Source organism: Pseudomonas sp. (assembly GCF_050739995.1).
Lineage (GTDB): Bacteria > Pseudomonadota > Gammaproteobacteria > Pseudomonadales > Pseudomonadaceae > Aquipseudomonas.
This window is the reverse complement of record NZ_JBOICG010000153.1, coordinates 1-17,731: the sequence shown is the minus strand read 5'-3', so window position 1 is coordinate 17,731 and position 17,731 is coordinate 1. Positions and strand designations below refer to the sequence as shown.

Genomic DNA, 17,731 nt, shown 5'->3' with positions numbered 1-17,731 from the left:
GTGCCCGGCTTGAGCGCCTTGTTCTTGATCAGCGCCACGGCGGTATTGCCCATGGAACCGGACAACACCAGGTCCATGCCGCCCTGCACCATCGGGTGTTCCCAGGTGATGAACTGCATGTCTTCACGCGACAGCGCCTGGTTACGGTCGTAGGTGATGGTCACACCTTCGTCGTCGCCCAGGGGGAAGCTGGCATCCAGCATTTTTTCGCTGGGCTTGAGGATCAGTGCGTTTTCCGAATGGTCCTCGCTGTCGATGCCGAAAGCGTCGAACAGGGTTTCCATGTAGATCGGCAGGGCAAACTGGTCGTCTTGCTCAAGAATGTCCTCGACCAGGGCATCCCCTTCACCCGCACCGCCGGAGTTGAGTTCCAGCAAGCGGTCGCGACCGGTGTGCAGCTCTTCTTCCAGGCGCTCGCGCTCGGCACGGGCTTCGTCGATCAGGGCTTGCCACTCGCTGTCGTCGGCGTTTTCCAGCAGCGGCAGCAGGCGCGGGCCGAACTGGTGCTGCAAGGCGTTACCGGTCGGGCAGGTGTTGAGGAAGGCGTTCAATGCCTCGTTGTACCACTGGAACAGGCGCTCTTGCGGGCTGGTTTCCAGGTACGGCACGTGCAGTTCGATCACATGTTTCTGGCCGATCCGGTCCAGACGGCCAATCCGCTGTTCCAGCAGGTCGGGGTGGGACGGCAGGTCGAACAGCACCAGGTGGTGAGAGAACTGGAAGTTGCGGCCTTCACTGCCGATTTCCGAACAGATCAGCACCTGGGCGCCGAACTCTTCGTCCGCAAAGTAAGCGGCGGCGCGGTCACGTTCGAGGATGTTCATCCCCTCGTGGAACACCGTGGCCGGGATGCCGGAACGCACGCGCAGGGCGTCCTCCAGGTCCATGGCGGTTTCGGCGTGGGCGCAGATCACCAGGACTTTGGTGCGCTTGAGCATTTTCAGTTGGTCGATCAGCCATTCGACCCGTGGGTCGAAGCGCCACCAGCGATTGTCTTCCTCGATGTCCGGCTGCGACTGGAAACTGACTTCCGGGTACAACTCGGCGTGTTCGCCCAAGGGCAATTCGAGGTATTCGTCCGGGTTCGGTAGCGGGTAGGCGTGCAGCTTGCGCTCCGGGAAACCTTGCACGGCAGCACGGGTGTTGCGGAACAGCACGCGGCCGGTGCCGTGGCGGTCGAGCAGCTCGCGCACCAGGCGGGCGCTGGCTTCGGTGTCGCCATCGTTGACGGCAGTGAGCAGGGCTTCACCTTCGTCGCCGAGGAAACCCTGGATGGTCTTGTGTGCGGTCGGCGACAGGCGGCCTTTGTCCAACAGCTCCTGCACGGCCTCGGCCACCGGGCGATAGTTCTCGCTCTCGGCACGGAAGGCGGCGAGGTCGTGGAAGCGGTTCGGGTCCAGCAGGCGCAGGCGTGCAAAGTGGCTGTCCTGGCCCAACTGCTCCGGGGTGGCAGTGAGCAGCAGTACGCCGGGAATGACTTCGGCCAACTGCTCGACCAGCGCGTACTCCGGACTGACCTTGTCTTCGTGCCACACCAAATGGTGGGCTTCGTCGACGACCAGCAAGTCCCAACCCGCGGCGAACAGCGCGTCCTGGGCTTTTTCGTCGTCCACCAGCCATTCCAGGGCGACCAGCGCCAGTTGGGTGTCTTCGAACGGGTTGGCGGCATCGCTTTCGATAAAGCGTTCTTCGTCGAACAGGGCGACTTGCAGGTTGAAACGGCGGCGCATTTCCACCAGCCACTGGTGCTGCAGGTTTTCCGGCACCAGGATCAGCACACGGTTGGCGCGGCCCGACAGCAGTTGGCGGTGGATCACCAAGCCGGCTTCAATGGTCTTGCCCAGGCCTACTTCGTCGGCCAGCAATACCCGTGGCGCGATACGGTCCGCGACTTCGCGGGCAATGTGCAGTTGGTGGGCAATCGGTTGCGCACGCACGCCGCCCAGGCCCCACAGCGAGGACTGCAATTGGCGACTGGTATGCTCCAGTGTGTGGTAACGCAGCGAGAACCAGGCGAGCGGGTCGATCTGCCCGGCGAACAGGCGGTCGCTGGCCAGGCGGAACTGGATGAAGTTGGAGAGTTGGGTTTCCGGCAGGGTGACCTGCTCGTTCTGCCCATTGAGGCCGTGGTACACCAGCAGGCCGTCGACGTCGTCGACTTCCTGTACGGTCATTTTCCAGCCTTCGAAATGGGTGATGGTGTCACCCGGCGAAAACCTCACGCGAGTGAGGGGCGCATTCCGTAGCGCATACTGACGAGTGTCGCCAGTGGCCGGATAGAGCACGGTCAACAAGCGCCCGTCCTGTGCCAGAACGGTGCCTAACCCCAGCTCTGCTTCGCTGTCACTAATCCAGCGTTGCCCCGGTTGATACTGCTGCGCCATGCTGCCTGACTCCCGCCGTGAAAAAGCCGACTATCTTAACGGAACACGGCCCTCAGCCAAAGGACTCTGACAAAAACTACTCTGTTTGAGTGGCGGTCCGAAAGTTGAATCGACCGATGGCGGGCACTCACGAGTGTCGACTGGGTCACAGCTTGGCCAGTGGGTACTCAAGTCGCCCCGTGGCCCGCCGACAGCCTGTTGATCAGGAGAATAAACATTATGTTGCCACCCATGCTGCCCGTCAGTGTCGTGCCGGTCACCTCGCAACTCGACCCGGTGCGCCAGAAGCCGGATATCCCACCGGTGGTGCCCGTACAAGCGGGCTCCAACGAGAGCACGATCGACCTGAAAAAGGGCGACGCGGAGCAGTCGACCTTTCTGTTGCGTGAAGAACAGCGCCGCCAGCAAGAGCAACAAAAACGTCGGCGCGAAGCCGGCGAAGATCCTGAACAGCACCTACCGGTTCCCGGTGATGTGCTGAATGCCGACAACACCGTGCCGGTTGCCCCGTTGATCGAAGATGCGCCACGCCAGGGGTTGTGGGTGGACGTCGAGGTCTAGTCGCTCAGCTCCCGCAATGCCGCCACCAGCAACTCGATGTCGTGATCGTTGTTGAGAGGGCTGACGGAGATTCGCGCAATACTGCTCAACCCACGTGCCTGCATGTCCAAAGGGGTATACGCCACGCTGTTGGCACCGATATTGATGCGCTTGAGCCCCAGGCGTCGCTTGAGTTCGAAGGCGTCCCAGCCCGCGAGATTGAAGGCGATCAAGCCTGAATGAATCACGCCTGAGTCATGCAGAGAGATGCCAGGAATCTCACGCAATGCCTCACGAATGTTCCCGCTCAGTTGTAAGACCCTTTCCCAGGTTCGCTCCACGCCCAGCCGGTTGACCTCTTGCAGTGCATTGCCCAGTCCCGCCAACAGGGCATAGGACGTTTCGCTGGTTTCAAAGCGTCGGGCGTCGTTACGCAAGTCAAAACCTTCGGCGGTCCAGGGGGCTGAAAATACATCCCGTTGAGCGGGGTTCAGTTGTTGAAGGAAATCCGGTCGTACATACAGCAGCGCGGTACCCCGTGGCCCGCGCAGGTGTTTGCGGCCGGCGGACTTGAGCACATCGCAGTGCAGCGTTTGCACATCCACCGGCAATTGGCCGACAGCCTGGCCGGCGTCGATGAAGTAAGGAATGCCGTGACGCTTGGCCACTTCACCTATCGCCTGGGCCGGATTGATCAGGCCGCCGTTGGCGGGCAGCCAGGTCAGGTCGATCAGCTTCACCTTCGAGTCGATCATCGACGCCAGCGCTATCGGGCAGACCGCGCCGCTTTCATCGCAGGGAATCACATCCACTCGCGCACCCGCTTGCACCGCCCGGTCCATGCTGGCGAGGTTGCCACCCCATTCTTGGCGGCCCACCAGAATGCGGTCGCCGGGCTGCCAAGCGCCCAGGGCTTGAAACGCCATGCTCCACGCGGTCGAGCCGCTGCTGGCAAAGGCGATGGAAGCAGCCGGGGCATTGAGCAGTTGTCCGGCGGCGCGGCGGGCCTTTTCCACCAGCACCGCGCCATGCTCGCCGGCTTCCATGGGGCCGTCTCGGGCTTCGCGATGCAACTGATCGATGATCGCGTCGAGGGTCGCCTGGCTTGGCAAAGAGGCACCGGCATGATTGAAGTGCACGAGGCCCGACTGGCAGCCCGGCGTTGCGTCCCGCAGGTGTTGGACGTCGAGCGGGCTCATGGCTGCAACTCGAAAATCCCATCCACCTCCACGGCGACGCCGGCCGGCAAGCTCGATACACCCACGGCGGTGCGCACGTGGCGACCCTTGTCGCCGAGGGCGTTGACCAGCAGGTTCGATGCGCCATTGGCGACCGCGCTTTGCTGCTTGAAGCTGCCGCTGCTGGCAATGAACACACCAACGCGCACAGTGCGCACCAGGCGCGACAGATCATCACCGAGGGCGTGGCTCAATTGCCCCAGCAGGCCCAGGGCCGCCAACTGCGCCGCCTGGGTGCCTTCTTCGTCGCTAAGGGATTCGCCCAACCGACCGATATAGGTCGGTTTGCCGTCGACCAACGGAATTTGCCCAGAGACAAACAGCTGGTTCCCACTGATGACGTGGTTGATGTAGTTGGCGGCTGGTTGGCTGGGGGTGGGCAGCGTAAGGCCGAGGGCGTGCACGCGTTGGCGGATCGAATCGCTCATGGTGAATCCTCCTGGTTCAAGAGGTTTGAGCATGTCGCGCGTGGCGATGGACGACAAACGGATAGATCTCACGCGACGTATCGAAAAAACTCACGCGTGCGCGCAGGTTTCCTTCAACCAATCACTGAAACACTTGGACGCTTCACTGGCGGGGCCATGGGGTGTGATCAACCAGTAACCGATGTCGCTCTGATAAGGCGGCCAGTCGAAGGCTTCCACCAGGCTGCCATCCTGGAGCCTGCGCTCGATCAGCCGGTGGCGACCCATGGCGATCCCCTGGCCGGCCACGGCGGCCTCGACCACGATGTTGTAGTCATGCAACACCACACGGGGGTGGCCGGCGAGGTCGATTTGATAATACGCGGACCAGTCCGTCCATTCGAATGGACGATGGGAGGTGGCCATCAACAACGGGCCGTTAAGCAGTTGGCTGGCCTTGAACGCGGGGCTGCACACGGGTGAGATTGCCTCATCCATCAGGCGCACGGCTTGCACATCGGGCCAGTCACCCTTGCCGTAGCGGATGGCCAGGTCGACCTCGGCAGCGGCGACATTGGCCAGTTGAATCGCTGGCAACAACTCCACCTGGATGTGCGGGTAACGGTTGAGAAAACCGGCCAGGCGTGGGGCCAGCCACAGCGTGGCGAAGGAAGCCAGCAGGCCGATGCGCAGCACGGTGTGGTCAGGGGTGACCCGCTGCGTACGGGTGGCAGCGGCGATGACGTCCAGGGCAGGGCGGATTTCGTCGTAGTAATGCTGGCCGTCGGGTGTCAGATCAATCGCACGGGTACGTCGGATAAACAGCGGTTTGCCTAGGTGCTGTTCGAGCTTTTGCACTTGGTGGCTCAGCGCACTTTGGGTCACTGACAACTCGCTGGCCGCCTTGATAAAACTCAAGTGCCGCGCCACCGCCTCGAATGCGCGCAAGGCCAGCAATGGCGGAAGATCCTTGTGCAATGCCACTTGAGTGCGCCTCCGGAGTCAGGGGGAAGTGCCGATTTTGGGTGATGACCTGCCTTTTGTCGCCCGCTGATTTGCCGTTGAGCGGGGGAGGCCGCATTATTGAGCGATTCCCGCCACGACGTAAGCCAAGCCATGAGTGAAGACGACAAGCTGATCGACCTGAATGCCGAACGTGCCAAGCGTGTGCATGACCTGAATGACAAACGCCTCAATGAAGTTCGTCAGGCGTTTGAACAGGCGATGCCCCTTGGGAAAGTTAAGAAAAAGCCAAAGAGCAAACCGAAAAAGCGTTGAAACTGCCTGCATCTGTTGATGCAGGTCAGTTATTGCCCTTCTTTACGCCCCGTTGCGGGCGACATTGATCCCCGTCAATTTTCCAATTCGCCTTCTCCTTTAACTTAGCCCTATCGCAACAGGGCATGAGCAGGAGGCCGGTCATGTTTTTCGATAATGTGGTGTTTGCCGGAGTGCTGACGGTCAGCCTCATGGTGTTGTTCTTTGTAGGGTTTGGAATTTTTATCTGGAAGGACGCTAACAAGCGTAAAGAACCGTAAGTCTTTCTGGATTACATGAGCACGCAAGGCATTTTGGGCGACTTCGGTCGCCCTTTTTTTTGCCTGCTATTTAACAAACGAAGATTAACTGTGGGAGCTGGGTTTGCCCGGCTCCCATAGTTGGATCGCGACGAGTTTAAAATCGTGAAATAAAAAAGGTGCGAACCTCGCGGATCGCACCTTTTTTCATGGCCGGGAAACTATCAGCTTCCGAGTGCCTTGGACGCCAGCCAGAACAACCCCGCCGACAGGCCAACCGTGGCTGGCAGGGTCAGCACCCAGGCCATCAGGATGGTCTTGACGGTGCCGCCTTGCAGGCCGCTCTTGTTGGCGACCATGGTGCCGGCTACACCGGACGACAACACGTGGGTCGTCGAAACCGGCAGGCTGAAGATGTTGGCCAGGCCAATCATGCTCGCCGTGGTGATCTGTGCCGACATGCCCTGGGCGTAGGTCATGCCTTGCTTGCCGATCTTCTCGCCGATGGTCAACACCACGCGCTTCCAGCCGACCATGGTGCCCAGGCCCAAGGCCAGTGCAACGGCCAGGATCACCCAGAACGGGGCGTATTCGGTGGTGGCGGTCAGGTCCTTGCGCAGCTTGTCCAGATCGGACTTCTCACGTGCATCCAAGCCTGGCAGCTTGCCGACTTTCTTCGCGGTGTCGTCCAGGCACAGCAGGTAACGACGCACTTCAATACGGTGCTCGGAGGTCAGCGAGTGGTAGTCGGAGACGCCTTTCAAGGTTTCCATCAGGGCGTTGATGGTCGGCTCAGTCTGCTGCGGGTTGCATTGGAACTTGCCCGGCAGGTCGTCCTTCACGCCTTTGCCCAGCGCCAGGAACTCGCCAAGAGTGGCGTTGTTGCGCTGGTAGAACTGGCTCAGGTGCACGGTCGCGTCGCGAGTACGTTCGATCTGGTAAGTGGTGCTGCCCAGGTCGAGGACGAACTGTGCCGGCACGATACCGATCAGCACCAGCATGATCAGGCCGATGCCTTTTTGGCCATCGTTGGAACCGTGCACGAAGCTCACGGCCATGGCCGAAATCACCAGGACCAGGCGGTTCCAGAAGGGTGGGTGTTTCTTGTCGTCGAGCTTGCGGCGCTGGTCCGGCGTCTTGTGCATCTTCGACAGCGGGCGCCACCATTTCAGGCCGATCAGCACCAAGGCTGCGACCAGGAAACCGGCCATCGGCGAGAACACCAGGGACGCACCGATATCGATCGCTTTCTGCCAGTTCACACCGTCAGCCAGGGGAATGTCGTTGATCAGGGCATTGGCCAGTCCGACGCCGAGGATCGAGCCGATCAGGGTATGGGAGCTGGAGGCAGGGATGCCGAAGTACCAGGTGCCCAGGTTCCAGGTGATCGCCGCGGCCAATAAAGAGAAGACCATTGCCAAACCATGGCCGGTGTTCACATTGATCAGCAACTCCACCGGCAGCAAATGCACAATGGCGTAGGCGACCCCCACACCACCGAGCAACACGCCGAGGAAGTTGAATACCCCGGAGAAGAACACGGCCAGGTGCGGCGGCATGGCTTTGGTATAGATGACTGTGGCCACCGCGTTAGCGGTGTCATGAAAGCCATTGATGAACTCGAAGGCGAGGACAAAGGCCAGGGCGAGCAACAGGCTCACTAGAACCCAAGCATCCAGTCCGCTGAATAAATCGATCATGAAGGTTTTCTGACCCGGTCGTAAGGGGGCGCGATTATGCCAGAAAACCTCAGTAATCGATGCATTAGCTGCTCATCGGTAACAATCTTCATTGAAAAAGCACCGAGAAAGGGCGCGCATCCCAGGTTTTTCGGGGGCTTGGCAAGTCTTTGATTTATAAAGTACGAGGCCGAGAGAGCGGGGTTTTGTCATCCAAATGTCATGTCTGAAACATTTGTATGAAATTTCGTTGGTAGCAGCAGGACGCTGACCAATTGGAGGAAAGGAGGTGCTCTCCGCCGAGGGTGGACCGGCGGAGACAGCAAAACCTGCAAGGCTCGCGTCGAAGGGGTTATGGCTCTTCGGTTTTGAGCTCCTGTTCAATCTTTTGAATTTCCTGGGCAAATGCCTGATCCAGCAGGCTGGCTCGTTTGCGCCATGGCTTGCGTTCCGGCTCAGGTTGGGCGGCGTAGGTGGTGACTTCCCCGCCGTAAACGTCCTTGTAACGTTGCTCCTGGCGCTCAAGTTCCGCGCGCAGTTCGTCTTTCGTCACAGTGTTACCTAATTAAGTTGAGTTTATTTATTGTGCAACGTCGCGCCTGAAAGTCGTCCTCGGGCTATTTCCATATGAACAGTGGAACCGTTCAAGTTTGTTAAAAGAGCCAAAGGGCAAGATCGTCCAAGCGACTACTTGTGACCGGCAATGCCTACAACCCGCAACGCCTGGTGAGCTCCAATCCCGACATCAATACCGGGCCGACCTCTGCACAGGCTGCATTATAGCGAGGCATTTGAATAACACTATCATCATGAAGTTAAAAATCGTCAACGTCGTGTGAGGGTTTTGTTACATGCACGTGTCGGCATTTTCAAAAAGACGGCGCGATAAAGTCTGCACTCATCTAGATAAGTGCCGAGTACGCATTCTTTATAGGTTCACCGTGCACGAATGAAACGTGGCGCACTGGCCAAATTGCGATAATCGCATGATCGTCCGATAATCGCCCAATGTTGCCGTGGCCACCTTGTACATCCCGGTCGGTGCGGCTTGTAATAGCCGCCAACCCTCCCTGCGGTTGAAAATAAGAGAAAGGACCCTGAAATGAACGATCAATTGCGCAACTCCTTCGCGTCAGTGGCGCCGCCCATCGTGGCGTCACCGGCCAAGCGCATCCAGGCGTTCACGGGTGATCCGGACTTCATGACGTCACTCGCCCGAGGCTTGGCCGTGGTGCAGGCATTCCAGGAGCGCAAGCGCCACCTGACCATCGCCCAGATCAGTCACCGCACCGAAATCCCTCGCGCCGCTGTGCGCCGTTGCCTGCATACCTTGATCAAGCTCGGCTACGCCACCACGGATGGACGTACCTATTCATTGCTGCCCAAAGTGCTGACCCTGGGCCATGCCTATCTGTCGTCCACGCCGTTGGCGGTGTCGGCCCAGCCTTATCTGGACCGCATGAGCGAGCAACTCCACGAAGCCTGCAATATGGCGACCCTGGAAGGCGATGACATTCTCTATATCGCCCGTTCGGCTACCACCCAGCGCCTGATTTCCGTGGACCTGTCGGTGGGCGGGCGCTTACCGGCGTATTGCACGTCCATGGGCCGTATCCTGCTGGCGGCGCTGGACGACTCCTCGCTCAAGGACTACCTCGACCACGCTGACCTGCAAACCAAGACCAGCCGCACCCTGACCACGCCCCAAGCGTTGTTCGAATGCCTGCAACAAGTGCGTCAGCAGGGCTGGTGCATCGTCGACCAGGAACTGGAACAAGGTCTGCGTTCCATCGCCGTGCCGGTGTATGACGCTTCGGGCCAGGTGCTGGCCGCGCTGAACGTCAGCACCCATGCCGGACGGGTCAGCCGCAGCGAGTTGGAGCAGCGCTTCTTGCCGAGCATGCTCAGCGCCAGCCGCGAGTTGAGCGCTCAGTTGTTCGCCTAAGTGTTCGGTGACCGCACAGATCCCGGCTTGATCAATTGACGGTGTTTCCCCTGGCTTATTAATGTGCGGCAGCACTATCGCTGCCCCCCCATAATAATGACGGCCTCAGGTCGTTGGCCCGCCCATCGGTGTGGAAATAACAATAATGAATCAGCCTTCTGTCGGTACGAATCTGGACGTGCAGTCCTTTATCAACACCCAACCGCTGTCGCGCTATCAGTGGCGTGTGGTGATCCTGTGTTTCCTGATTGTCTTCCTCGATGGCCTCGACACGGCCGCCATGGGCTTTATCGCCCCGGCGCTGTCCCAGGACTGGGGCATTGACCGCGCCAGTCTAGGCCCGGTGATGAGTGCCGCGTTGATCGGCATGGTGTTCGGCGCATTGGGCTCCGGTCCGTTGGCCGACCGTTTCGGGCGCAAAGTAGTGTTGGTGGGCGCGGTGTTGGTGTTTGGCGCGTTCAGCCTGGCGTCGGCCTACAGCACTAACGTCGACCAGTTGCTGGTATTGCGCTTTCTGACCGGGCTGGGCTTGGGCGCAGGAATGCCGAATGCCACTACGCTGCTGTCCGAGTACACCCCGGAGCGCCACAAATCGCTGTTGGTGACCAGTATGTTTTGTGGGTTCAATCTCGGCATGGCCGGTGGCGGGTTTATCTCGGCCAAGCTGATTCCGGCGTTTGGTTGGCACAGCCTGTTGATGATCGGCGGCATCCTGCCGTTGATCCTGGCGTTGGTGTTGTTGGTATGGCTGCCGGAATCGGCGCGCTATCTGGTGGTGCGCAATCGCGGCAGCGACAAGGTGCGCAAAACCCTATCACCCATCGCGCCCGACCTCGTCGCCCAGGCCACCAGTTTCAGCGTGCCCGAGCAGAAAACCGTCAAGGCTCGCAACGTGTTTGCAGTGATCTTCTCCGGGACCTACAGCGCCGGCACTTTGTTGCTGTGGCTCACTTACTTTATGGGCCTGGTGATTGTTTACCTGCTGACCAGCTGGCTGCCGACCTTGATGCGCGACAGTGGCGCCAGCATGGAGCAGGCCGCGTTTATCGGTGCCTTGTTCCAGTTCGGTGGTGTACTGAGTGCCGTCGGCGTGGGTTGGGCGATGGACCGGTTCAATCCGCACAAGGTCATCGGCACTTTCTACCTGTTGGCCGGGGTGTTTGCCTACGCGGTGGGGCAGAGCCTGGGCAATATCACACTGCTGGCGACCTTGGTACTGATCGCCGGGATGTGCGTCAACGGCGCGCAATCGGCGATGCCGTCCCTGGCCGCGCGTTTCTACCCGACCCAAGGGCGTGCGACCGGTGTGTCGTGGATGCTTGGCATTGGTCGCTTCGGCGCGATCCTCGGTGCGTGGATGGGCGCCACCTTGCTCGGCCTGGGCTGGAACTTCGAGCAAGTGCTGACTGCCTTGGTGATCCCGGCCGCGCTGGCCACCACTGCTGTTGTGATCAAGGGCATGGTCAGCCATGCCGATGCCACTTAAGGCCAGGCCCACTTAAAAATGTGGGAGCGGGCTTGCCCGCGATGTCGGTGTATCAGTCACTGAATGTATCGACTGACACGCTGCCATCGCGGGCAAGCCCGCTCCCATATTGGTGGTGCTCGACCAAACGATAGCCTGCAAACAATTCGTTCGATAATCGAACGCTGAGTCGATTATCGGATTGTTCAGCCCATTTCTCCGGCTTAACCTTCAAGCACTTCGGCGCCACCTCAGCGCCTTTTTCGATCAACACCGGGAGCCCGAACCCCATGGCTGAAATCCTTACCCTGCGTGATGCGGTCAAGCGCTTCGTGAATGACGGCGATACCGTCGCGCTCGAAGGCTTCACCCATCTGATCCCTACAGCGGCGGGTCATGAAATCATTCGTCAGGGCAAGAAAGACCTGACGCTGGTGCGTATGACGCCTGATCTGATCTACGACCAGTTGATCGGTGCCGGCTGTGCACGCAAGTTGATTTTCTCCTGGGGTGGCAACCCTGGCGTGGGGTCCCTGCATCGCTTGCGTGACGCGGTCGAGAAGCAATGGCCGCAACCGCTGGAGATCGAAGAGCACAGTCACGCTGACTTGGCCAATGCCTACGTCGCCGGGGCGTCGGGCCTGCCGTTCGCGGTGCTGCGTGCCTACGCCGGTTCCGACCTGCCCAAGGTCAACCCGTTGATCAAGACCGTGACGTGCCCGTTCACCGGCGAAGTATTGGCGGCAGTGCCATCGGTACGCCCGGACGTCACCGTGATCCATGCGCAAAAAGCCGACCGCAAGGGCAACGTGTTGCTCTGGGGCATTCTGGGCGTGCAGAAGGAAGCGGCGTTGGCAGCCAAGCGCTGCATCGTCACCGTCGAAGAAATCGTCGATGACCTGAATGCGCCGATGAATGCCTGCGTGTTGCCTACCTGGGCCCTGACAGCGGTGTGCCATGTGCCCGGTGGCGCGCATCCGTCCTACGCCCATGGCTACACCGAACGTGACAATCGTTTCTACCAAGCGTGGGACCCCATCGCCCGCGACCGTGGGACCTTTACCGCCTGGATCGATCAATACATCCACGGCACCGCTGATTTCAGTGAATTCCAGGCCAAGCTGGCCACCGCGCAGGAGGCCCACTAATGGCTTACTCGACCAACGAAATGATGACCGTCGCCGCCGCACGCCGCCTCAAGAACGGCTCGGTGTGTTTTGTCGGTATCGGCTTGCCGTCCAAGGCTGCCAACCTGGCCCGCCTGACTTCGTCGCCGGATGTGGTGTTGATCTATGAGTCTGGCCCGATTGGTGCAAAGCCTAGTGTATTGCCGTTGTCCATTGGTGATGGCGAGTTGGCTGAGACCGCCGACACTGTCGTGCCAACCGGTGAGATTTTTCGCTACTGGCTGCAGGGCGGGCGCATTGACGTGGGCTTTCTCGGTGCTGCCCAGGTTGACCGTTTCGGCAATATCAACACCACCGTGGTCGGCGATTATCACCAACCCAAAGTGCGCCTGCCGGGGGCCGGTGGCGCGCCGGAAATTGCTGGGTCCGCCAAGAGCGTGTTGATCATCCTCAAGCAGTCGGCGCGTTCGTTTGTCGACAAGCTGGACTTCATCACTTCGGTCGGGCACGGCGAAGGCGGCGATTCACGCAAACGCTTGGGGCTGCCGGGTGCAGGTCCCGTAGGGATTATTACCGACCTGTGCATCATGGAGCCGGAAGAGGGCAGCCATGAATTTGTGGTCACTGCGCTGCACCCCGGCGTGACCCGCGAGCAGGTGATTGCCGCCACCGGTTGGGCGATTCGTTTTGCCGAGCACGTCGACATCACCGCCGAGCCCACTGACGTCGAACTGACCGCCTTGCGCGACCTCGAAGCTCGCACGGCGGCCGCCCATGGCCAAGCGCCCGGAGAAGCCTGATGCGTGACGTCTATATCTGTGACGCCATTCGTACCCCCATCGGTCGTTTCGGCGGTGGCCTGTCCACCGTGCGCGCTGATGACCTGGCGGCATTGCCGATCAAGGCATTGATCGAGCGCAACCCGTCGGTGGATTGGAACGCCGTGGATGAAGTATTCCTCGGCTGTGCCAACCAGGCGGGTGAAGACAACCGCAACGTGGCGCGCATGGCGCTGTTGCTGGCGGGCCTGCCGGAAAGCATTCCCGGTGTGACCCTCAACCGGTTGTGCGCCTCGGGCATGGACGCGATTGGCACTGCCTTTCGCGCCATCGCCAGTGGCGAGATGGAACTGGCGATTGCCGGTGGCGTCGAGTCGATGTCCCGCGCGCCGTTCGTGATGGGCAAGGCCGATGCGGCGTTTTCGCGCAACATGAAACTGGAAGACACCACCATCGGCTGGCGCTTTATCAACCCGTTGATGAAGGCGCAGTACGGTGTGGATGCCATGCCGCAGACCGCCGATAACGTCGCCGATGACTACGGGGTGTCTCGTGCCGACCAAGACGCTTTCGCCCTGCGCAGCCAGCAACGCACCGCCGCCGCCCAGGCCACGGGCTTCTTCGCTGAAGAAATCGTGCCCGTGCGCATCGCCCATAAAAAAGGCGAAACCGTGGTGGAGCAGGATGAGCATCCACGGGCTGATACCACGTTGGAAGCCCTGACTAAGCTCAAGCCGGTCAACGGCCCGGACAAAACCGTGACCGCCGGTAACGCCTCGGGTGTCAATGACGGCGCGGCGGCGTTGATTCTGGCGTCTGCCGAAGCCGTGAAAAAACATGGCCTGACTGCCCGCGCCCGCGTGTTGGGCATGGCCAGCGCCGGTGTTGCACCGCGTGTGATGGGCATCGGCCCGGTGCCGGCGGTACGCAAATTGGTGGAGCGGCTGGGCCTGGCGGTCACCGACTTTGACGTGATTGAACTCAACGAAGCCTTTGCCAGCCAAGGTTTGGCGGTGCTGCGTGAGTTGGGTCTCGCCGACGACGCGCCCCAGGTCAACCCGAACGGCGGCGCTATCGCGCTCGGCCACCCGCTGGGCATGAGCGGCGCGCGGTTGGTGCTGACGGCCCTGCATCAGCTTGAGAAGACCGGTGGCCACAAAGGCCTGGCGACCATGTGTGTGGGCGTCGGTCAAGGTTTGGCCCTGGCGATTGAACGCATCTGATAAGAGAGGATTGCTCCATGAGTGACAAGCCCGGTTACCGGCGCCCGCAAGCGGGCACTCAACCTGATTACCTGCACCCGGCCTACCAGTCGACGAATCTGCGTTCGCCGTCCAAGCCCTTGGTGTTTCTGCCCCATTCCTTGTCGGAAATCACCGGCCCGACTATCGGCGCCGAGCGCATCAATGAGAAGGACAACGACCTCACCGCCCAGCATGACGGTGAGCCCCAAGGTGAACGCATCATCATTCACGGCCGTGTGCTGGACGAAAACGGACTGCCGGTACCGGGGATTCTGGTGGAAATCTGGCAGGCCAACGCGGCCGGCCGCTACAACCACAAGCGCGACCTGCACGACGCACCGCTTGACCCGAATTTCACCGGCACCGGCCGCACCGTCACTGACGCCGATGGCTGGTACCAGTTCCAGACCATCAAGCCCGGCGCGTACCCGTGGGGCAACCATCACAACGCGTGGCGCCCGGCGCATATCCACTTTTCGCTGTTCGGCCCGAGCGTACTGACGCGGTTGGTCACGCAGATGTACTTCCCCGGTGACCCGCTGCTGGAATACGACCCGATCTACAACTGCGTACCGGACACCTCGGCCAAGCAGCGCCTGATCGCCAGCTTCGACCTGGAAAAAACCATTCCTTCCTATGCCCTCGGCTACCGCTGGGACATCGTCCTGCGCGGCCGCGACGCCACGCCGATGGAGAAATGAGATGACTCTCAACGCGACCACGTCCCACACCGTCGGGCCGTATTACCACATCGGCCTGACCTGGCTGAACCGCGAAGATCTGACCGTGCCGGCGACCCTCGGTGAACGTGTGGCGATCAGCGGGCAGGTGGTGGATGGCAACGGTGATGTTGTCAACGACGCCATGCTCGAAGTGTGGCAAGCCAATGCCGCGGGTAAATATGACCACCCGGAAGATGAACAGGCCAAGGCCATCGACCCGAACTTTGAAGGTTTTGGCCGGGTGCCGGTGGACGGGGAAGGGCGGTTTCGTTTCACCACCATCAAACCGGGCGCGGTGCCTGGGCTGAAGGGCACGACCCAGGCGCCGCACCTGGTGGTGCTGGTGTTTGCCCGGGGGTTGGTGAAGCACTTGCTGACGCGGATTTACTTTGACGGTGAGCCGATGAATGGGGATGACCCGTTGTTGGCGTGCGTGCCAGCGGATCGCCGCACTACGTTGATTGCCAAACAGGATGCAGAGGGTGTGTATCAGTGGAATGTGATTTTGCAGGGTACGGATAAGGAGACGGTGTTCTTCGATTATTGAAGTGGCCTTCTGGGCCTCATCGCAGGCAAGCCAGCTCCCACATCTGAATGTGTTCACAAATCAAAATGTGGGAGCTGGCTTGCCTGCGATAGGGCCGGTTCAGGCACTGCATATCCAAAAGTCTGCTTGCGGAACAGGGTTGTTGCAAAGTATGTCTAGGCTATAACCGTTCCCACTGAGTGAAAAAACCATGACAACAACAACGAGTCACTACACCGGAGAAGAACGCAGCAAACGGATTTTTGCGATTGTCGGTGCATCTTCCGGCAACCTCGTCGAATGGTTCGACTTCTACGTCTATGCCTTCTGCGCCATTTACTTCGCCCCGGCGTTCTTCCCGTCGGACAACCCCACTGTCCAACTGGTCAACACCGCCGGTGTGTTCGCCGCCGGGTTCCTGATGCGGCCCATTGGCGGCTGGCTGTTCGGTCGCGTGGCCGACAAGCACGGCCGTAAAAACTCGATGATGATCTCGGTGCTGATGATGTGCGCCGGTTCCCTGGTCATCGCCTTTTTGCCGACATATAGCGACATTGGCGTCTGGGCGCCGATCCTGCTGCTGGTGGCGCGCCTGTTCCAGGGCCTGTCCGTGGGCGGCGAGTACGGCACCACCGCCACCTATATGAGTGAGGTAGCGCTCAAGGGCCAGCGTGGGTTCTTTGCTTCCTTCCAGTACGTGACGCTGATTGGCGGGCAATTGCTGGCCGTCTTGGTGGTGGTGATCCTGCAACAAATCCTCACCGAGGAAGAGCTGCGCGCCTGGGGCTGGCGTATTCCGTTCGTGATCGGCGCCATTGCCGCGGTGATCTCGCTGCTGCTGCGTCGCTCATTGAAAGAAACCACCAGCAAGGAAATGCGCGAAGACAAAGACGCCGGCAGCATTGCCGCCTTGTTCCGTGACCATAAGGCCGCGTTCATCACCGTGCTGGGCTACACCGCCGGTGGCTCGCTGATTTTCTACACCTTCACCACTTACATGCAGAAGTACTTGGTGAATACCGTCGGCATGCACGCCAAGACGTCGAGCTACATCATGACCGGCGCGCTGTTCCTGTACATGTGCATGCAGCCGGTGTTCGGCATGTTGGCGGACAAGATTGGCCGCCGTAACTCGATGTTGTGGTTCGCCGGCCTTGGCACGTTGTTCACCGTGCCGATCCTGCTTACCTTGAAAACCGTCAGCAGCCCGTTCCTGGCCTTTGTGCTGATCACCCTGGCCCTGGCGATTGTCAGCTTCTACACCTCGATCAGTGGCCTGGTCAAAGCGGAGATGTTCCCGCCTCAGGTCCGCGCCTTGGGTGTGGGCCTGGCCTATGCGGTGGCCAACGCGATCTTTGGCGGCTCGGCGGAATTCGTCGCGCTGAGCCTCAAATCCATCGGTATGGAAAACAGCTTCTATTGGTATGTCACGGCGATGATGGCGATCGCTTTCCTGTTCAGCTTGCGTTTGCCGAAACAGGCGGCGTATCTGCACCACGATCTCTAGGGATGAGTTATGACACTGCGCACGAGCAATCAACTGTTCGACGCTTACTTCACCGCTGACAGCATGGCCGAGGTGTTCTGCGACCAGGGACGCCTGCAGGGCATGCTGGATTTCGAAGCGGCGCTGGCCCGGGCCGAGGCTCGGGTCGGGCTGATTCCGCAGGCCGCCGTGGCGCCGATTGCCCAGGCCTGTCTTGCGTCACTGTATGACGTGGATGCCCTCGGCGTGGCGATTGCCACGGCGGGCAATTCGGCGATTCCCTTGGTGAAAGCACTGGGCAAGTTGATTGCCGCTGAAGACGCCGGCGCCGAACGCTTTGTGCATCTGGGCGCGACCAGCCAGGATGTGATGGACACCGGCCTGGTGCTGCAACTACGGCGCGCCATGGCATTGATCGAGACGGACTTGGCGCGGTTGGGCGGGATTCTGGCGGTTCAAGCGCAGCGTTTTGCGAGCACGCCTCTGGCCGGTCGCACCTGGTTGCAGCACGCGACACCGGTCACGCTGGGCATGAAAATCGCCGGTTGGCTGGGGGCAGTGACGCGCAGTCGCCAGCGTCTGGCCGAGCTGAAGCCGCGCCTGATGGTGCTGCAATTCGGCGGTGCATCCGGGACCCTGGCGGCACTGGGTGATCAGGCGATGCCGGTGGCC

At 60.5% G+C, this 17,731-nt stretch carries 19 protein-coding genes; 12 read left to right on the top strand and 7 right to left on the bottom strand.

Features of this window, described 5'->3' with window-relative positions; all coding sequences use genetic code 11:
- A partial coding sequence (gene rapA / locus ACRESD_RS05455; protein WP_431749990.1) for an RNA polymerase-associated protein RapA occupies nucleotides 1-2,384 on the bottom strand: 2,384 nt, incomplete at its 3' end.
- 219 nt (nucleotides 2,385-2,603) lie between these two features.
- On the opposite strand from rapA, the gene ACRESD_RS05450 reads away from it, so the two are divergent.
- Nucleotides 2,604-2,945: an aspartate-semialdehyde dehydrogenase gene (locus tag ACRESD_RS05450; RefSeq protein WP_431749989.1), complete on the top strand. Its 342-nt coding sequence runs from the start codon at nucleotides 2,604-2,606 to the stop codon at nucleotides 2,943-2,945.
- Here the strand turns inward: ACRESD_RS05450 and ACRESD_RS05445 are convergent.
- From ACRESD_RS05445 to ACRESD_RS05435, 3 genes are all read right to left on the bottom strand, one after another.
- Nucleotides 2,942-4,123: an aminotransferase class V-fold PLP-dependent enzyme gene (locus ACRESD_RS05445; RefSeq protein WP_431749988.1), complete on the bottom strand. Its 1,182-nt coding sequence runs from the start codon at nucleotides 4,121-4,123 to the stop codon at nucleotides 2,942-2,944. The two genes, ACRESD_RS05450 and ACRESD_RS05445, sit on opposite strands and share 4 nt — an antisense overlap.
- Entirely contained in the window at nucleotides 4,120-4,590 is a 471-nt protein-coding gene (locus tag ACRESD_RS05440; RefSeq protein WP_431749987.1) for a RidA family protein, read from the bottom strand. The genes ACRESD_RS05445 and ACRESD_RS05440 overlap by 4 nt, the downstream gene beginning before the upstream one ends.
- A 90-nt stretch (nucleotides 4,591-4,680) precedes the next feature.
- On the bottom strand, nucleotides 4,681-5,553 hold the full coding sequence (locus tag ACRESD_RS05435; protein ID WP_431749986.1) for a LysR substrate-binding domain-containing protein: 873 nt from the start codon (nucleotides 5,551-5,553) through the stop codon (nucleotides 4,681-4,683).
- Nucleotides 5,554-5,652: 99 nt separating this feature from the next.
- On the opposite strand from ACRESD_RS05435, the gene ACRESD_RS05430 reads away from it, so the two are divergent.
- Nucleotides 5,653-5,847: a hypothetical protein gene (locus ACRESD_RS05430; protein ID WP_431749992.1), complete on the top strand. Its 195-nt coding sequence runs from the start codon at nucleotides 5,653-5,655 to the stop codon at nucleotides 5,845-5,847.
- Between the two features lie 143 nt (nucleotides 5,848-5,990).
- Complete coding sequence (gene ccoM / locus ACRESD_RS05425) at nucleotides 5,991-6,107, top strand: cytochrome c oxidase subunit CcoM (RefSeq protein WP_017137226.1); 117 nt, start codon at nucleotides 5,991-5,993, stop codon at nucleotides 6,105-6,107.
- Between the two features lie 203 nt (nucleotides 6,108-6,310).
- Here the strand turns inward: ccoM and ACRESD_RS05420 are convergent, their stop codons facing one another.
- Both ACRESD_RS05420 and ACRESD_RS05415 read right to left on the bottom strand, forming a co-directional pair.
- Nucleotides 6,311-7,786, bottom strand: coding sequence for an inorganic phosphate transporter (locus ACRESD_RS05420; RefSeq protein ID WP_431749985.1), 1,476 nt, complete (start codon nucleotides 7,784-7,786; stop codon nucleotides 6,311-6,313).
- Nucleotides 7,787-8,117: 331 nt separating this feature from the next.
- Nucleotides 8,118-8,318, bottom strand: a complete 201-nt coding sequence (locus tag ACRESD_RS05415; RefSeq protein WP_003189295.1) for a hypothetical protein — start codon at nucleotides 8,316-8,318, stop codon at nucleotides 8,118-8,120.
- A gap of 549 nt (nucleotides 8,319-8,867) precedes the next feature.
- On the opposite strand from ACRESD_RS05415, the gene pcaR reads away from it, so the two are divergent.
- Nucleotides 8,868-9,710: a pca regulon transcriptional regulator PcaR gene (gene pcaR / locus ACRESD_RS05410; RefSeq protein ID WP_431749984.1), complete on the top strand. Its 843-nt coding sequence runs from the start codon at nucleotides 8,868-8,870 to the stop codon at nucleotides 9,708-9,710.
- Nucleotides 9,711-9,855: 145 nt separating this feature from the next.
- On the top strand, nucleotides 9,856-11,196 hold the full coding sequence (locus ACRESD_RS05405) for an MFS transporter (protein ID WP_431749983.1): 1,341 nt from the start codon (nucleotides 9,856-9,858) through the stop codon (nucleotides 11,194-11,196).
- Nucleotides 11,197-11,248: 52 nt separating this feature from the next.
- Here ACRESD_RS05405 and ACRESD_RS05400 read toward each other — a convergent pair whose 3' ends face one another.
- Nucleotides 11,249-11,467 carry a hypothetical protein gene (locus ACRESD_RS05400; protein WP_431749982.1) on the bottom strand — a complete coding sequence of 73 codons (219 nt, stop codon included), beginning with the start codon at nucleotides 11,465-11,467 and terminating at the stop codon, nucleotides 11,249-11,251.
- On the opposite strand from ACRESD_RS05400, the gene ACRESD_RS05395 reads away from it, so the two are divergent.
- The 7 genes from ACRESD_RS05395 to ACRESD_RS05365 form a co-directional block, all read left to right on the top strand.
- On the top strand, nucleotides 11,466-12,323 hold the full coding sequence (locus ACRESD_RS05395; protein WP_431749981.1) for a CoA transferase subunit A: 858 nt from the start codon (nucleotides 11,466-11,468) through the stop codon (nucleotides 12,321-12,323). The genes ACRESD_RS05400 and ACRESD_RS05395 overlap by 2 nt on opposite strands.
- Entirely contained in the window at nucleotides 12,323-13,102 is a 780-nt protein-coding gene (locus tag ACRESD_RS05390; protein WP_431749980.1) for a CoA-transferase subunit beta, read from the top strand. The genes ACRESD_RS05395 and ACRESD_RS05390 overlap by 1 nt, the downstream gene beginning before the upstream one ends.
- Nucleotides 13,099-14,304 carry a 3-oxoadipyl-CoA thiolase gene (pcaF, locus tag ACRESD_RS05385; RefSeq protein ID WP_431749991.1) on the top strand — a complete coding sequence of 402 codons (1,206 nt, stop codon included), beginning with the start codon at nucleotides 13,099-13,101 and terminating at the stop codon, nucleotides 14,302-14,304. Before ACRESD_RS05390 ends, pcaF begins: the two co-directional genes overlap by 4 nt.
- Before the next feature lie 17 nt (nucleotides 14,305-14,321).
- Nucleotides 14,322-15,026 (top strand): protocatechuate 3,4-dioxygenase subunit beta, encoded by a 705-nt coding sequence (gene pcaH / locus ACRESD_RS05380; RefSeq protein WP_431749979.1) that lies wholly within the window; start codon nucleotides 14,322-14,324, stop codon nucleotides 15,024-15,026.
- A gap of 1 nt (nucleotide 15,027) precedes the next feature.
- Nucleotides 15,028-15,594: a protocatechuate 3,4-dioxygenase subunit alpha gene (pcaG, locus tag ACRESD_RS05375; protein ID WP_431749978.1), complete on the top strand. Its 567-nt coding sequence runs from the start codon at nucleotides 15,028-15,030 to the stop codon at nucleotides 15,592-15,594.
- A 190-nt stretch (nucleotides 15,595-15,784) separates the two neighbouring features.
- Nucleotides 15,785-17,080 (top strand): MFS family transporter, encoded by a 1,296-nt coding sequence (locus tag ACRESD_RS05370; protein ID WP_431749977.1) that lies wholly within the window; start codon nucleotides 15,785-15,787, stop codon nucleotides 17,078-17,080.
- 9 nt (nucleotides 17,081-17,089) lie between these two features.
- Nucleotides 17,090-17,731 (top strand): lyase family protein (locus ACRESD_RS05365; RefSeq protein ID WP_431749976.1); only part of this gene is annotated, 642 nt, incomplete at its 3' end.

What these genes read in the sequence shown, in the direction of transcription:
- ACRESD_RS05450 (WP_431749989.1), top strand. Translation starts at nt 2,604, where the DNA reads ATGTTGCCACCCATGCTGCCCGTCAGTGTCGTGCCGGTCACCTCGCAA.
- ACRESD_RS05445 (WP_431749988.1), bottom strand. Translation starts at nt 4,123, where the DNA reads ATGAGCCCGCTCGACGTCCAACACCTGCGGGACGCAACGCCGGGCTGC.
- ACRESD_RS05440 (WP_431749987.1), bottom strand. Translation starts at nt 4,590, where the DNA reads ATGAGCGATTCGATCCGCCAACGCGTGCACGCCCTCGGCCTTACGCTG.
- ccoM (WP_017137226.1), top strand. Translation starts at nt 5,991, where the DNA reads ATGTTTTTCGATAATGTGGTGTTTGCCGGAGTGCTGACGGTCAGCCTC.
- ACRESD_RS05420 (WP_431749985.1), bottom strand. Translation starts at nt 7,786, where the DNA reads ATGATCGATTTATTCAGCGGACTGGATGCTTGGGTTCTAGTGAGCCTG.
- pcaR (WP_431749984.1), top strand. Translation starts at nt 8,868, where the DNA reads ATGAACGATCAATTGCGCAACTCCTTCGCGTCAGTGGCGCCGCCCATC.
- ACRESD_RS05405 (WP_431749983.1), top strand. Translation starts at nt 9,856, where the DNA reads ATGAATCAGCCTTCTGTCGGTACGAATCTGGACGTGCAGTCCTTTATC.
- ACRESD_RS05395 (WP_431749981.1), top strand. Translation starts at nt 11,466, where the DNA reads ATGGCTGAAATCCTTACCCTGCGTGATGCGGTCAAGCGCTTCGTGAAT.
- ACRESD_RS05400 (WP_431749982.1), bottom strand. Translation starts at nt 11,467, where the DNA reads ATGGGGTTCGGGCTCCCGGTGTTGATCGAAAAAGGCGCTGAGGTGGCG.
- ACRESD_RS05390 (WP_431749980.1), top strand. Translation starts at nt 12,323, where the DNA reads ATGGCTTACTCGACCAACGAAATGATGACCGTCGCCGCCGCACGCCGC.
- pcaH (WP_431749979.1), top strand. Translation starts at nt 14,322, where the DNA reads ATGAGTGACAAGCCCGGTTACCGGCGCCCGCAAGCGGGCACTCAACCT.
- pcaG (WP_431749978.1), top strand. Translation starts at nt 15,028, where the DNA reads ATGACTCTCAACGCGACCACGTCCCACACCGTCGGGCCGTATTACCAC.
- ACRESD_RS05370 (WP_431749977.1), top strand. Translation starts at nt 15,785, where the DNA reads ATGACAACAACAACGAGTCACTACACCGGAGAAGAACGCAGCAAACGG.